Origin of the sequence: Arthrobacter pascens (genome assembly GCF_030816475.1) — a bacterium.
GTDB classification, from domain to species: domain Bacteria; phylum Actinomycetota; class Actinomycetes; order Actinomycetales; family Micrococcaceae; genus Arthrobacter; species Arthrobacter pascens_B.
This window is the reverse complement of record NZ_JAUSXF010000001.1, coordinates 3,111,165-3,124,963: the sequence shown is the minus strand read 5'-3', so window position 1 is coordinate 3,124,963 and position 13,799 is coordinate 3,111,165. Positions and strand designations below refer to the sequence as shown.

General features: G+C 65.9%; 14 protein-coding genes. 11 read left to right on the top strand and 3 right to left on the bottom strand.

The annotated features are described in order from the left end of the window. Window positions 1–112: 112 nt before the first annotated feature. Together QFZ40_RS14280 and QFZ40_RS14275 are read left to right on the top strand one after the other, a co-directional pair. Window positions 113–1,648, top strand: coding sequence for an amino acid permease (locus tag QFZ40_RS14280; RefSeq protein ID WP_306905198.1), 1,536 nt, complete (start codon window positions 113–115; stop codon window positions 1,646–1,648). Further along, window positions 1,648–3,381 (top strand): flavin monoamine oxidase family protein, encoded by a 1,734-nt coding sequence (locus QFZ40_RS14275; RefSeq protein WP_306905197.1) that lies wholly within the window; start codon window positions 1,648–1,650, stop codon window positions 3,379–3,381. The genes QFZ40_RS14280 and QFZ40_RS14275 overlap by 1 nt, the downstream gene beginning before the upstream one ends. Window positions 3,382–3,400: 19 nt before the next feature. Here the strand turns inward: QFZ40_RS14275 and QFZ40_RS14270 are convergent, their stop codons facing one another. From QFZ40_RS14270 to purU, 3 genes are read right to left on the bottom strand one after another with little or no spacing between them, the layout of a single operon-like run. Next, entirely contained in the window at window positions 3,401–3,922 is a 522-nt protein-coding gene (locus tag QFZ40_RS14270; RefSeq protein ID WP_306905196.1) for a gamma carbonic anhydrase family protein, read from the bottom strand. A 24-nt stretch (window positions 3,923–3,946) separates the two neighbouring features. Then, window positions 3,947–4,630, bottom strand: coding sequence for a class I SAM-dependent methyltransferase (locus QFZ40_RS14265; protein ID WP_306905195.1), 684 nt, complete (start codon window positions 4,628–4,630; stop codon window positions 3,947–3,949). A 6-nt stretch (window positions 4,631–4,636) separates the two neighbouring features. Continuing rightward, window positions 4,637–5,497: a formyltetrahydrofolate deformylase gene (purU, locus tag QFZ40_RS14260; protein WP_306905193.1), complete on the bottom strand. Its 861-nt coding sequence runs from the start codon at window positions 5,495–5,497 to the stop codon at window positions 4,637–4,639. Between the two features lie 284 nt (window positions 5,498–5,781). Between purU and glyA the strand changes: the two genes are divergently transcribed. The 9 genes from glyA (at window position 5,782) to QFZ40_RS14215 (ending at window position 13,789) form a co-directional block, all read left to right on the top strand. Continuing rightward, window positions 5,782–7,080 (top strand): serine hydroxymethyltransferase, encoded by a 1,299-nt coding sequence (gene glyA / locus QFZ40_RS14255; RefSeq protein WP_306905191.1) that lies wholly within the window; start codon window positions 5,782–5,784, stop codon window positions 7,078–7,080. Window positions 7,081–7,088: 8 nt separating this feature from the next. Continuing rightward, window positions 7,089–8,000 (top strand): bifunctional methylenetetrahydrofolate dehydrogenase/methenyltetrahydrofolate cyclohydrolase, encoded by a 912-nt coding sequence (locus QFZ40_RS14250; protein ID WP_306905189.1) that lies wholly within the window; start codon window positions 7,089–7,091, stop codon window positions 7,998–8,000. A 102-nt stretch (window positions 8,001–8,102) separates the two neighbouring features. Then, complete coding sequence (locus QFZ40_RS14245) at window positions 8,103–9,245, top strand: sensor histidine kinase (RefSeq protein WP_306905187.1); 1,143 nt, start codon at window positions 8,103–8,105, stop codon at window positions 9,243–9,245. Continuing rightward, window positions 9,242–9,907, top strand: a complete 666-nt coding sequence (locus QFZ40_RS14240; protein WP_306905185.1) for a response regulator — start codon at window positions 9,242–9,244, stop codon at window positions 9,905–9,907. The genes QFZ40_RS14245 and QFZ40_RS14240 overlap by 4 nt, the downstream gene beginning before the upstream one ends. 133 nt (window positions 9,908–10,040) lie before the next feature. Then, the gene (locus tag QFZ40_RS14235) at window positions 10,041–10,343 is read left to right on the top strand and encodes an SHOCT domain-containing protein (RefSeq protein ID WP_306905184.1); all 303 of its coding nucleotides are present in this window, start codon (window positions 10,041–10,043) and stop codon (window positions 10,341–10,343) included. Window positions 10,344–10,427: 84 nt separating this feature from the next. Beyond that, window positions 10,428–11,405, top strand: coding sequence for an ABC transporter ATP-binding protein (locus QFZ40_RS14230; protein ID WP_373427436.1), 978 nt, complete (start codon window positions 10,428–10,430; stop codon window positions 11,403–11,405). Next, window positions 11,398–12,249 carry an ABC transporter permease gene (locus QFZ40_RS14225; protein WP_306905182.1) on the top strand — a complete coding sequence of 284 codons (852 nt, stop codon included), beginning with the start codon at window positions 11,398–11,400 and terminating at the stop codon, window positions 12,247–12,249. The genes QFZ40_RS14230 and QFZ40_RS14225 overlap by 8 nt, the downstream gene beginning before the upstream one ends. Beyond that, window positions 12,246–13,079 (top strand): ABC transporter permease, encoded by an 834-nt coding sequence (locus tag QFZ40_RS14220; RefSeq protein WP_306905181.1) that lies wholly within the window; start codon window positions 12,246–12,248, stop codon window positions 13,077–13,079. The genes QFZ40_RS14225 and QFZ40_RS14220 overlap by 4 nt, the downstream gene beginning before the upstream one ends. Before the next feature lie 140 nt (window positions 13,080–13,219). Beyond that, window positions 13,220–13,789, top strand: coding sequence for a hypothetical protein (locus tag QFZ40_RS14215; RefSeq protein WP_306905180.1), 570 nt, complete (start codon window positions 13,220–13,222; stop codon window positions 13,787–13,789). Window positions 13,790–13,799 lie beyond the last annotated feature (10 nt).

The following is a 13,799-nucleotide window of genomic DNA, read 5'->3' as shown; positions in this document are numbered from 1 at the left end:
AAAACCTCTCATGCCAGACCACTATAGGGCACTTTGCACACCATGAGAGGTGGCTCACACGCCTAAGCTGAACCTCGGGAAACCGACAACTACTTCTGAACGGACGTCAACGATGACTGTGCCAACCCTTACCGGACAGCGGCCCGCGGCAGCCGCCGGCCGTCCCGGACTGGCCGCGCAACTGCTCCGCCGCAAGCCGATCGGCCAGATGGTCACCGAGGCGGAGGAAGGCCATGGCGGCACCAGACTGGTCCGCAGCTTCGGTGTCCTGCAGCTGACAATGATCAGCGTCGGCGCCACCCTGGGCACCGGAATCCTGGTGATCCTGGGCGAATCCGTGCCGCTGGCCGGTCCGGCGATCTGGATCTCGTTCGCGATCGCCGGTGTTGCCGCCCTGCTGTCCGCGGTGTCCTACGCCGAAATGGCCGGCCTCGTTCCGGTCGCGGGCTCCAGCTACTCGTACAGCTACGCGACCTTGGGGGAGGGCATGGCCTGGATCTGCGGCTGGTGCCTCGTGCTTGAATACGCGGTCTCGGTAGCGGCAGTGGCTGTGGGCGCCGGCCAGTACGTCAACGAGGCGCTCTCCGTTTTTGGGCAGGTGCTTCCGGATACGGTCTCTCAACCGCCCGGTGACGGCGGCGTGATGAACATCCCGGCCATGGTCATCGTGGTGCTGGCGATGATCCTGCTGGTGCGCGGAGCCAAGGAAAGCGCCTGGATTAACACGGCGATCGTCGTCATCAAAATAGGCATCCTGGTCTTCTTCTGCGCTGTGGCATTCACGGCCTTCGACACCGGCAACTTCGAGCCTCTGCTCCCCATGGGCGCCGCCGGTGTCTCGGCCGCAGCCTCAAGCGTCTTCTTCTCCTACATCGGCTTTGATGCCGCCTCCACTGCCGGCGAGGAAGCGCGCAACCCCAAACGCGACCTCCCGCGGGCCATCATGCTGTCCATGCTGATCGTCACCACCATCTACGTCCTGGTTGCCGTCGCCGCTGTCGGAGCCCGGCCCTGGGGATGGTTCGACGGCAATGAAGCGGCCCTGGTCAAGATCCTCGAGGAAACCACCGGACAGCCCTGGATCGCCCTGGTTTTCGCCGTGGGAGCCGTCCTTGCCATCGCCAGCATCGTCCTTACCGTCCTGTACGGGCAAACCCGCATTCTGCTCTCCATGTCCCGGGACGGATTGATCCCCCGGATCTTCAGCCGGGTGTCCCGCCGTACCGGAACCCCGGTGGCAGGCACCCTGATCGTGGGCACGCTGGTGGCACTCACCGCTGGCCTGGTTCCGCTCGGCGCCCTGGCAGACGCTACCAGCATCGGAACCCTCTTCGCCTTCGCGCTGGTGAACGTCGCCGTCATCTACCTCCGCCGCACCCGGCCCGAGCTCAAGCGGACCTTCCGGGTGCCCTTGTTCCCTCTCACACCCATCCTTGGAGCGCTGATGTGCGGGTACCTGATGGTCAACCTCGGCGTGGACACCTGGGTGACCTTCGGCGTCTGGATGCTCGTGGGGTTAGCGGCCTACTTCGGCTACGGACGCCGCAACTCCCGGGTGGCGGCCCTGAGCAACGAGGAATACCGTGAACTGAGCGGGCGCGAACCTTCAGCACTGTCCATCCCCGAACCGACGAAGGCAGAGAATTGATGACCATCGCCACAGAACTGCCGGCCTCCGATCCGTCCAGCACCTCAGCAGCAGTACTGGAAGCCCCGGCACCTCTTGACGGGCAGGCCGGCCCGATCACCATGCTGAACCCGGACTTCCCGTTCAGCTATGACCACTACCTCGCCCACCCGGCGGGGCTGGGTGCAGTGCCGCCCGAGCTCTATGGCACCGAGGTAGCCGTGGTCGGGGCAGGACTTTCCGGGCTGGTGACGGCGTACGAGCTCATGAAGCTGGGCCTCCGCCCGGTCGTCTATGAGGCGGATCAGATCGGCGGCCGCCTGCGGACGGCAAGCTTCCCCTCAGCCCCTGGAGTGGTCGCGGACCTTGGCGGGATGCGGTTCCCCGTGTCCGGCAAGGCATTCTTCCACTATGTGGACCTGCTGAACCTGGAGACCCAGGACTTCCCCAACCCGCTGGCGCCCGTCACGTCAAGCACCGTGATCGAACTTGCGGGGCAGAAGCATTACGCCGAAAGTGCCCGGGACCTGCCGCCGTTCTTCCGCGAGGTCGCGGATGCCTGGAAGGCCGCCGTGAATGACGGGGCCAAGTTCAGCGAGATGCAGGATGCCATCCGATCGCGGGACACAGGCAGGATCAAGGAAATCTGGAACGAGCTCCTGCCGCTCATGGACGAGCAGACCTTCTACGGCTTCATTGCGGCCAGCGAGTCCTTTAAACAGGCGGGATTCGCGCACCGTGAGGCGTTCGGCCAGGTCGGCTTCGGCACCGGCGGCTGGGACACGGACTTTCCCAATTCCATCCTTGAAATCCTCCGCGTTGTCTATACGGATGCCGACGATCAGCACCGGCTCATCACCGGAGGGGCACAACGGCTCCCCGAGGCGCTGTGGCAGCATACGCCGTCGGGCATGGCGCACTGGCCGGAAGGGACATCACTGGCCTCGCTGCACTCGGGCTCGCCACGCGGCGCCGTGGGCAGGATCAGCCGCGATGCCGGCGGCGACCTGCGCATCCGTGAGCGCTGGGGCCGGGAAGCCACCTACCCGGCAGTGGTGACCACGTGCCAGTCCTGGCTGCTGTCCACCCGCATCCATACTGAGGAGGCCCTGTTTGCGGCTGAGCTGTGGACCGCCATCGAGCGCTCGCACTACATGCAGTCCTCCAAGACCTTCGTGATGGTGGACCGGCCGTTCTGGAAGGACACCGATCCCGAAACCGGACGCGAGGTGCTGTCCATGACCCTGACGGACCGCCTCAACAGGGCCACGTACCTCCTGGATGACGGGCCGGACAAGCCTGCCGTGATCCTGCTGTCCTATACCTGGAACGATGACGCCCTGAAGTGGCTGGCGCTGGACGCGGACGAGCGCGTCGAACTGATGCTGCATTCCCTCGAGCAGATCTACCCGCGGGTGGACATCGCCAGCCACATCGTGGGCCAGCCCATCACGGTCTCCTGGGAAGCGGACCCCAACTTCATGGGGGCGTTCAAGGCCAACCTGCCCGGGCACTACCGCTATCAGCAGCGTCTGTTCACCCATTTCAAGCAGGACGGGCTGCCGGAACGCCAACGCGGGATCTTCCTGGCCGGGGATGATGTGTCCTTCACCGCCGGCTGGGCCGAAGGCGCCGTCACCACCGGCCTGAACGCCGTCTGGGGCGTGGTCAATCACCTGGGCGGTTCATCGGCAGCCGGCAACCCCGGGCCCGGCGAGCTACTGGACGCGCTGGGCCCGATCAGCCTGGACTGAGTATGGCCCTGGTTGGCGGCTAGCCCGCGTGCAGTTCCCGGTGCGCGCGGGCCAGCTCGACGTAGCGGGCGGCGTTCTGTTTCACGCCCTCAAACTCGTCGTCGGTGAGTTCCCGGCGCACCTTGGCAGGGACACCGGCCACCAGTGAGCGGGGCGGGACGACGGTTCCTTCCAGGACCACGGCGCCGGCCGCAACCAGCGAGCCCTCGCCGATGACCGCGCCGTTAAGGACGGTGGCACCCATGCCGATCAGGCAGTCGTCCTCGACGGTGCAGCCATGGACGACGGCGGCGTGGCCCACGCTGACACCTGCGCCCACGCTGCAGGGGAAGCCGGGGTCCGCGTGCAGCACCACGTTGTCCTGCAGGTTGCTCCCGGCGCCCACCGTGATGGCCGCGGTGTCGGCCCGCACTGAGACCCCATAGAACGCGCTGGAATCCCTGGCGAGGCTGGCCTTGCCGATGATCGACGCGGTGGGGGCTACGAAGGCGGTTTCGTGGACGGCCGGGGTGTCGCCGGCAAAAGTGTGGAGAGGTGCCATGGGCCAAGCCTAGGACACCTGCTGCTACATATCTGGGGAAGCGGGGGTGCGGAGGATGAGGAGCTGGTAATGCTGCGTCCAGTTCCCGGCCCCCGGCCCCGATTCCGGCCCCTGGCCTTCGGGCCAGGTGACAAAGTCCTCTATCGCACCATGCCGGCCAAAAACCCGCCGGACCGTCTCATCGCTGCGCCGACTGAAGAAACGTGGAGGGTCGACGTCGTCCTCGGGGTTGAGTACCTCCTCGTCCTCACCGGACCAGAGGCCGACGGCGATGGGCGCCCCCGGTGCCGCCACCCGCACCAGTTCCCGCAGGACGGTGTCGATGTCGCTGGCCGGAATGTGCAGCAGCGTGCTCATGGACCATATCGCGGGGAACGAAGCGTCCGGGAAGGGGAGCCTCCGAGCGCTGGCAACCGAGACGTCCAGTCCCTTGGTCCTGGCGAGCCGGACGTGCCCTTCGGACAGGTCGACGCCTGTGTAGCGGATGCCGGCCTGGACGAACTTCAGTCCATCCTGGCCCGTGCCCGAACCGATCTCCAGGACGCTGTGGCGGCCCTCGGACTTGAGCAGGGTAATGAAACGCTCCCGCTGTTCCACCCGCCGGGGAGACAACGGATGTTCAGTGCCGGAAGCCGCGCGGCGGTTGTAGAAGTCCGCCAGGCGCTGTTCGCTATGTTCCTCCACGCCGTCCCCCGCTGCAGTTTCCATGGTCTCTCAGTTGAAGACCACGGTGCGGTTGCCGTCCAGCAGCACCCGGTGCTCGGCGTGCCATTGGACGGCCTGGGCCAGGGTGCGGCCTTCCACGTCGCGGCCCATCTGTACAAACTGTTCCGGGGTCCGCGCGTGGTCCACCCGGATCACTTCCTGCTCGATGATGGGGCCCTCGTCGAGCGCCGCCGTGACGTAATGGGCGGTGGCACCGATCAGTTTCACGCCGCGGGCGTGGGCCTGGTGATAGGGCTTGGCGCCCTTGAAGGACGGCAGGAACGAGTGGTGGATGTTGATGGCCTTGCCGGTGAGTTCCGCGCAGAGGTCATCGGAAATGATCTGCATGTAGCGGGCCAGGACCGTCAGCTCGATATCGTGCTCCGCCATGAGAGCGCGCAGCTTGTCTTCCGCCTGGGTTTTGGTGTCCGGCGTGACGGGGATGTGGTGGAACGGAATCCCGTAGAACCCCGCCAGCCCGGCCAGGTCCTGGTGGTTGGAGACAATGGCCGGGATTTCGATGGGCAATGTGCCCGAGCGCTGCTGGAAGAGAATGTCATTGAGGCAGTGTGCGGACGTGCTCGCCATCAGCAGGGTGCGGACCTTCTGGCCGACGGCGTTGAGGCTCCACTGCATTCCGAAGGACCGGAGCACAGGTTCAAGGGCGGCGTGGAGCTCCCCGCGGGAGGCCGACGTCGTGACTTCCACGCGCATGAAGAAGTTTCCCGTCGAAGGGCTGCCGTACTGCTGCGAGTCAGTGATGTTGCATCCCGCCGCCAGCAGGGCTCCTGCCACGGCGTGGACAATTCCGGGGCGGTCCGGGCAGGACAGGGTCACTACGTACGCTTGCTTCAGCTTCTCTTCACTCACGCCTACCAGCGTACCCGCGCCGGGCGGCCGTGTTTCGTGGCCGGCTTTGGTAGTCTTGTCGGGTCGCAACTGGCGTTGGGTGGCTTACCACCAGGGAGCGGCAATCACGAAGACCACGGATCGTACGCCTGGGCCGAGGGTCATGTTTTGCCGGAAATGAGCCGCCAACCCCTTGGGGCAGCGTCTTCCTGCGCAGTTGCACGCCCAGTCATCAACGGGCTGTGCGGTGCGCCAGCCGGTAACCTGACCTTAGCAGTGCCCGTACCCCTAGCCAGGAGTTTTCCGTGACTACTACCGCCACCACCACAGCCGCCGTCAGCAACCAGTCGCTGGCAGAGCTGGACCCCGAAATCGCCGCAGTCCTCGACCAGGAACTTGGCCGCCAGCGCGGCACCCTGGAAATGATTGCTTCCGAAAACTTCGCCCCCCGGGCCGTGATGGAAGCCCAGGGCTCGGTCCTGACCAACAAGTACGCCGAGGGCTACCCGGGCCGCCGCTACTACGGCGGCTGCGAATACGTGGACGTCGCGGAGCAGCTTGCCATCGACCGCGTCAAGGAACTGTTCGGCGCCGAGTACGCCAACGTCCAGCCGCACTCCGGTGCCCAGGCCAACGCCGCGGCCCTCTCGGCCATGATCACTCCGGGCGACAAGATCCTGGGCCTGTCCCTGGCCCACGGCGGCCACCTGACCCACGGCATGAAGCTCAACTTCTCAGGCAAGCTGTACCAGGTCGCCGCGTACCAGGTTGAGCCGGACAACTTCCGGGTGGACATGGACAAGCTGCGCGAGCAGGCCATCGCCGAGAAGCCGCAGGTCATCATCGCCGGCTGGTCCGCGTACCCCCGCCACCTGGACTTCGCAGCCTTCCGCTCCATTGCCGATGAAGTGGGCGCACTGCTCTGGACCGACATGGCGCACTTCGCCGGACTCGTGGCAGCAGGCCTGCACCCGAGCCCGGTGCCGCACTCCGACGTCGTCACCTCCACCGTGCACAAGACCCTCGCGGGTCCGCGCTCGGGCGTGATCCTGGCCAAGCAGGAGTGGGCCAAGAAACTGAACTCCAACGTGTTCCCGGGCCAGCAGGGCGGCCCGCTGATGCACGTCATCGCCGCCAAGGCCGTGGCCTTCAAGATCGCCGGCACCGCTGAATTCAAGGAGCGCCAGGAGCGTGTCCTGGAAGGCGCCAAGATCATTGCCGACCGCCTCAACCAGGCCGACGTCGCCGAGGCAGGCGTGTCCGTCCTCACCGGCGGCACTGACGTGCACCTGGTGCTCGTGGACCTGCGCAACTCCCAGCTGGACGGCCAGCAGGCAGAGGACCTCCTGCACTCCGTAGGCATCACCGTCAACCGCAATGCGGTGCCGTTCGACCCCCGCCCGCCGATGGTCACCTCCGGGCTGCGCATCGGCACCCCGGCCCTTGCAACCCGCGGTTTCGGCGCCGAGGAATTCACCGAAGTGGCTGACATCATCGCCACCGCGCTGAAGGCCGGCTCCGCCACTGACGTGGAGTCCCTGCAGGTCCGCGTCGACAAGCTCGCGGCGGACTTCCCGCTGTACCCGCAGCACGAGCAGTGGTAAACCCGTCCATGACCCAGACCGCGAAGATCCTTGACGGCAAGGCAGCAGCTGCCGCCATCAAATCCGAGCTGGCTGAGCGTGTTGCGGCCCTGAAGGCCCGCGGGGTCACTCCTGGCATTGCCACGGTGCTCGTGGGTGCGGACCCTGCCTCGCAGCTGTATGTGTCCATGAAGCACAAGCAGTCCGTGGAGATCGGGATGAACTCGATCCAGCGTGAGCTTCCGGCGGATGCCACGCAGGCGCAGATTGAGGCCCTCATTGATGAACTCAATGCGGACCCTGACTGCCATGGGTACATCGTGCAGCTGCCGCTGCCCAAGCACCTGGACACCGACGCAATCCTTGAGCGGATCGACCCCGCCAAGGACGCCGACGGCCTGCACCCGACCAACCTTGGCCGGCTGGTACTGAACGTCAACGGCGAGATCACCTCGCCGCTGCCGTGCACGCCCCGCGGTGTCATTGAGCTCCTGGAGCGCAACGGCTACAGCCTCGCGGGCAAGCACGTCGTGGTGGTCGGCCGAGGTGTCACGATTGGCCGCTCGATCGGTCTGCTGCTGACGCGGCGGGCCGTGAACGCCACCGTGACCCTGACGCACACCGGGACGAAGAACCTCTCGGAGCTGCTGCGGCAGGCTGACGTCATCGTGGGCGCGGCGGGTGCCAAGCACATCGTCAAGGCCGCTGACGTGAAGCCGGGCGCGGCAGTGCTCGACGTCGGCGTCACCCGTGAAACCGACCCGGAGACCGGCAAAAGCAGGGTCCACGGCGATATTGAGCCCGCCGCTGCCGAGGTTGCCGGCTGGATTTCGCCGAACCCCGGTGGTGTCGGCCCCATGACCGTGGCGCTGCTCATGACCAATGTCGTGGAAGCAGCTGAACGCCAGCTGGCAGCGGGCAGCACCTCCGGCGTCGCCTGATTTCGCCTCCCGCCGCCAGCAAGGGCGCCTACTCCAGCCGGAGTAGGCGCCCTACGCCGTTAAGCGGACGATAACCAGTCACTCGGAGGCTAGGCTCGGATTATGCAGCACCGTTTCCGGGGACCGCCCACTGTTGTCATCGTGGCGGTGGTGGCAGTGATCCAGGTGGCGGGCACCGTCTTTGCCTCTGCCAGGCAGCCGGATCACCGTCCGCTGGACGTCCTCGCGTTCGCCCTCCTCCTGCTCGGGCCTGCCACGTTGTCGCTGCGCCGACGCGCCCCGCTGCTCATGCTCCCGGTAGCGGCTGCCGCCGTTGCGGCCTATCTGGCGCTGGGCTACGCATGGGGACCGGTTTTTCTCTCCCTGGCCCTGGCCATCGTGTTCTCGGCCGCGGCAGGCAAGCGCTGGCAGACATGGATGGTAGTGGGAGCGTGCGCCGCCGTGCTGATTGCCATGTCCCTGGCGGCCGGTGATGATGCGTCCCTTGTCCGGGCACTCGCCGGCACCTCATGGCTGGCCATTCTGGTCCTCCTGGGCGAGGGCATCCGGCTGCGCGGCGAGCGCGTGGCCGAACGGCACAGGCAGCGCGAGGCCCGGGAGCAGGCAGCCCGCGACGAATACCGCCTCACGCTCGCACGCGACATCCACGACGTGGTGGCCCATTCCCTGTCCATGATCAACGTCCGCGCCTCGGTGGCACTGCACCTGGGGGACAGGGACCCGGACCAGTTCCGTCCCGCACTGGAGGCCATCAAGTCCGCGAGCAAGGAGTCCCTCGATGGGGTCCGTCAGCTTCTGGGCGTGCTCCGCGACGACGCTCCGCTGGCCCCGGCAGCCGGACCAAGCCTTGCCCGCCTGCCGGAACTGGCGGATAACGCCCGGCGTGCAGGGCTCACCGTACGGATGGACATTGACGCCCCACAGGACCTTCCGGACGCTATACAGGAGACCGTGTACCGGATCGTCCAGGAGGCCCTGACCAATGTGGTGCGGCACGCCGGTGCGCGGAAGGCCGCCGTCGTGGTCGGGTGGGAACCGGGGAGCGCGGGTGGCAGGTTGACGGTCAGCATCGACGACGACGGCGGCGGGGCCGCCGGGAAACCCGAAGGAAACGGCGTGAAGGGCATGCGGGAACGGGCGGCCAGGCTGGGCGGCACACTGGATACCATCGCCCTCGATCCGGGCTGGCGCGTGCGTGCGATGCTGCCGCTGGAGTTCCAGGCTGCCGGCCGGGCGGCGTCATGATCCGCATCCTGCTGGCCGACGACCAGGCCCTCATCCGGGCAGGATTCCGTGCCCTCCTGAACGCTGAACCCGACATGGTAGTGGTGGCCGAATGCGGCACGGGCGCCGACGCGGTGATGCTGGCCGACCGGGAACGGCCGGACATCGTCCTGATGGACATCCGGATGCCGCAGGGGGACGGACTGGACGCCACCCGGAAGATCCTGGCCGACCCGGGGCTGCGCGGCACGCGGGTAATCATCCTGACCACCTTCGAATTGGATGAGTACATCAGCGAGGCCGTCCGGGCCGGCGCCGCGGGCTTCCTGGTCAAGGACACCGAACCGGAGGAACTGCTTCGGGCTGTCCGGGTGGTGCACGACGGCGACGCCCTCCTCTCGCCGTCGGTGACCCGCCGCATCATGGCCCAGCTGGCCGTGCAGTCCCGGGCAGCCAAGCCGCCGGCCTCTCTGGATCAGATCACTGACCGCGAACGCGAGGTCCTGCAGCTCGTGGGCGAAGGCCTGAACAACGCCGAGATCGCCGAACGGCTGTTCATCACCCCGCTGACAGCCAAGACGCACGTCTCACGCATCATGACCAAGCTGCTTGTCCGGGACCGGGCGCAACTGGTGGTGCTGGCCTACGAGTCCGGCCTGGTCAGGCCCGGCTGGAGCAGCTGACCGGGCTGCATCGCCTCCCGGGGGAGTAGGTCCGCCGCCCGAAGTGCCTCCCGGCGGCGGACGCCCCCAATGCGGGCCCGAACCACACTGGAAGCAGAGCCGAGATACGGCTTGTCGAGAGTTTGGAGCTGACATGTTGACATCATTGAGCACCGTCATCGGTACCGCGGCCGCGCAGGTGCCGGCCGGCGTCGCCGCCCATGGACCTTGGGGGGACGGGGCCTACTGGCCGCTGTTCCTGTTGTTCCCCCTGTTCTGGATCCTGGTCATCGGGCTGCTCATTTTCATCGGGCGCCGGGCATGGCGCAGGAACCGTCGGTGGGCTGCCGCGCAGGGAGGTGAAGGGGTCCTCCGGGAACGGTACGCCCGCGGTGAGATTGACGAGACAGAGTTCAGGCAGCGGCTGGAAGTGCTGCGCTCAGACCAGCTTCGCTAACGGGTGCCGGCACTTTGCCGCCCCGTTTGTGAACGTTCACGGTTACCCCTTCCGCTGGGGGTAATGCTCTATTAGTCTGCTGAGGTGCACAATGAAGCGATCGTGTCCTCCAACACATCCGCCGCCAGCCAGAACAAGCAGCAGAGCGTGATCTCGGCGCAGGGCCTGACCAAGCGCTACGGCGATGTTGCCGCCGTCGACGGGATTTCCTTCAGCGTCCGCGCGGGGGAATCCTTCGGGCTGCTCGGTCCCAACGGGGCGGGCAAGTCCACCACCATGAAGATGATCGGCGGGGTCACCCAGCGCACCTCCGGAACCCTCAGAATCATGGGCCTGGACCCGGACAGCAACGGTCCTGAGGTCCGGGCCCACCTGGGAGTGGTTCCGCAGCAGGACAACCTGGATGAGGAACTCAGGGTGCGGGACAACCTGCTGGTCTACGGGCGCTACTTCGGCCTGCCGATGAGCTACCTCAGGCCCAAAGCAGACGAGCTGCTCGAGTTTGCGCAGCTGACTGACAAGGCGAAGTCCAAGGTCGATGCCCTCTCAGGCGGCATGAAACGGCGCCTGACCATTGCCCGCTCGCTCATCAACGAACCCCGCATCCTGCTGCTGGACGAGCCCACCACCGGGCTGGACCCGCAGGCCCGGCACATTCTCTGGGACAGGCTGTTCAGGCTCAAGGAACAGGGCGTCACGCTGATCCTCACCACCCACTACATGGACGAGGCCGAGCAACTGTGCGACAGGCTTATCGTCGTTGACAAGGGCAGGATCATGGCGGAAGGCTCGCCGGCCGAGCTGATCAGGCAATACTCCACCCGCGAAGTCCTGGAGCTGAGGTTCGGCTCGGAACGCAACGCCACCATCGGACCTGAGCTGCGCGGAATCGGCGAACGGCTTGAGGCCCTTCCTGACAGGGTACTGATCTACACGCACGACGGCGAGGCAGCCCTTGAGCAGATCTCCTCGCGCGGCCTGCGGCCACTGACATCGCTGGTGCGCAGGTCCTCTCTGGAGGACGTTTTCCTCCGGCTGACTGGCAGGAGCCTCGTTGAGTGAAACAGCAGCGTTGACGGCAAAAGCAGGCCGTGCGCACGGCCCGGAAACCTCAGCGGCCAGGGCCCGGCGGTGGGGGGCCTTCTACTTTGCCGAGCAGGTACTCCGGGTCATGAAGGGCTACGCCTTTTCCATCCTGATGTACAGCGTGGGGCAGCCGGTGGCTTACCTGTTCGCGATGGGGGTGGGACTCGCCACGCTGGTCGACGCCGAGGGCGCAGCAGCCTTCGGCGGTGTCAGCTACCTGGCCTTCATCGCCCCGGCACTCCTGGTATCTGCCGCCGTTATGACGGCAGCCAATGAGTTCACTTTCCCGGTCATGGGCGGCTTCAAGTGGCGCCGAACCTACTACGGACCGCACGCCTCACCACTGACGCCGGAGCAGATCGCCGCCGGGCACATCATCGCGGTGACGGTGCGCTTGCTGGTGCAGTCGGCCATCTACTTCGTGGCGGTGGCGCTATTCGGTGCCTCGCCCGGCGGCTGGGGGTGGGTGGGCATCCTGGTGGCGACCGCGGCCGGTCTCTCTTTTGGGCTGCCGTTGATGGCCTACTCCGCGTCGATCACGGAGGACAAGGGGCAGTTCGCGCTGGTGATGCGGTTCATCGTCATGCCGTTCTTCCTGTTCTCCGGAACGTTCTTCCCGCTGGACAGCCTGCCGTTGGCCGTCCGCTGGATCGGCTGGATCTCGCCCATCTGGCACGGCACGGAGCTCGGCCGGGTCTTCAGCTACGGGTACCAGGAGCCGCTTCTGCTGACCGTCGTGCACATCGTCGTACTGCTGGCGCTCGCCGTCGTGGGATGGAAGCTCACCAAGCGGCAGTTCGTGAAAAGGATGGGACAATGAGCGTCCTTACCGGAGGGCACAGTGTCACGGAGGAAGCCCGGAACAGGACGTTCGGGCCCCTGTACTCCCGGAATGCCAGGGCCGTGATCGCACGCGGCCTCATGGCCACGAAGAGCACCAACTGGATGGTGATGCTCTCCGGCTTCTTCGAGCCCGTGTTGTTCCTGATCTCCATGGGAGTAGGACTGGGCGCCATCGTGGGCACGGTCCGCGGCCCCGGCGGCGGTGAGATCAGCTACGCGGCTTACATTGCCCCTGCGCTGTTGGCCGTCTCTGCCATGAACGGCGCCGTCTACGATTCCACGTGGAACGTCTTTTTCAAGATGACCTTCGCGAAGCTCTACCAGGGCATGCTCTACACGTCTCTTGGTCCGCTTGACGTTGCCTTGGGGGAGATCTTCCTGGCGCTCCTGCGAGGGCTGCTTTACGCCACCGGATTCACCGCGGTCATGGGACTGATGGGGCTGATCACCACGCCGTGGGCCATCCTGATGATTCCGGCTTCGGTGCTGATCGCCTTCGGCTTCGCCAGCCTGGGGATGGGCATCACCAGCTTCCTGAAGACGTTCCAGCAGATGGACTGGATCAACTTCATCATGATGCCCATGTTCCTGTTCAGCGCCACGTTCTACCCGCTCAGTGTCTACCCCCAGTACATTCAGTGGCTCATCCAGGCCATGCCGCTGTGGCACGGGGTGGAACTGATGCGCCAGATCAGCGTTGGCACGTTCACAGCCGCCACGGGCGTCCACATTGGCTACTACCTGCTGATGACCGTGCTGGGGATGCTGCTGACTACAGTGAGGCTGCGGAAGCTCTTCCTCAAGTAAGCACGCGGGTTCCCCAACTGAGTAGCAGCAGGTGCCGTTTTGGGCGCCCAGAACGACACCTGCTGATACTTACTTGGGGGAGGTGTTCGCCGGGGGTGGAAGGGTGCTTGGCCGGCCGCGGCATTTGAGACAATAGCGTCATGCAATCTCTGGGCAGCTCCAAGTCATCATCAGGCTCCTTCCCTCGCAAGGGCGGATTCTCCATGCTCCGCATCAGCGGGCCGGGAATGATGCTGTTCGTCATCGCCTTCGTCGTGGCGGTCATCTTCGCAGCCAACCAGAACGACGTCGTGGGCTGGGTTGTTGCGGTCATCGCCGCCATGTGGCTCGCGCTCGCAGCCTTCGTGGTGTTCAGCATCCAGAAGGCCGCCAAGAAGGCGGGGGTAAAACTCAGTGAGGCACACAACGCCTTCAACGCAGCTACCGGCCGCGCGCCGTCGTCGTCCTCTGCCGACCATGGCGGCACCCGCATCGTGTCCGAGCGGACCGAAGCGGACGAAGTCCGCGACCTCAAGCTGGATCATTCCTTCAAGATCGTGCAGGTGCAGCTCAGGGTGGTGGAGCAGGAGCGCGCCAAGGGTGCAGCCGCCAACCAGGACACCATCAACCGTGCCCTGGAAACGATCGAGATCACAGCGACGAATGCCCGGGACATGATCAAGTCCCCGGGCTCAAGCGGAGAGCCGGTCACCGGAACCATCATCGACTAGAGTGGAGCGG

What these genes read in the sequence shown, in the direction of transcription:
- QFZ40_RS14240 (WP_306905185.1), top strand. Translation starts at nt 9,242, where the DNA reads ATGATCCGCATCCTGCTGGCCGACGACCAGGCCCTCATCCGGGCAGGA.
- QFZ40_RS14235 (WP_306905184.1), top strand. Translation starts at nt 10,041, where the DNA reads ATGTTGACATCATTGAGCACCGTCATCGGTACCGCGGCCGCGCAGGTG.
- QFZ40_RS14265 (WP_306905195.1), bottom strand. Translation starts at nt 4,630, where the DNA reads ATGGAAACTGCAGCGGGGGACGGCGTGGAGGAACATAGCGAACAGCGC.
- QFZ40_RS14215 (WP_306905180.1), top strand. Translation starts at nt 13,220, where the DNA reads ATGCAATCTCTGGGCAGCTCCAAGTCATCATCAGGCTCCTTCCCTCGC.
- QFZ40_RS14250 (WP_306905189.1), top strand. Translation starts at nt 7,089, where the DNA reads ATGACCCAGACCGCGAAGATCCTTGACGGCAAGGCAGCAGCTGCCGCC.
- QFZ40_RS14220 (WP_306905181.1), top strand. Translation starts at nt 12,246, where the DNA reads ATGAGCGTCCTTACCGGAGGGCACAGTGTCACGGAGGAAGCCCGGAAC.
- QFZ40_RS14245 (WP_306905187.1), top strand. Translation starts at nt 8,103, where the DNA reads ATGCAGCACCGTTTCCGGGGACCGCCCACTGTTGTCATCGTGGCGGTG.
- QFZ40_RS14275 (WP_306905197.1), top strand. Translation starts at nt 1,648, where the DNA reads ATGACCATCGCCACAGAACTGCCGGCCTCCGATCCGTCCAGCACCTCA.
- QFZ40_RS14270 (WP_306905196.1), bottom strand. Translation starts at nt 3,922, where the DNA reads ATGGCACCTCTCCACACTTTTGCCGGCGACACCCCGGCCGTCCACGAA.
- QFZ40_RS14280 (WP_306905198.1), top strand. Translation starts at nt 113, where the DNA reads ATGACTGTGCCAACCCTTACCGGACAGCGGCCCGCGGCAGCCGCCGGC.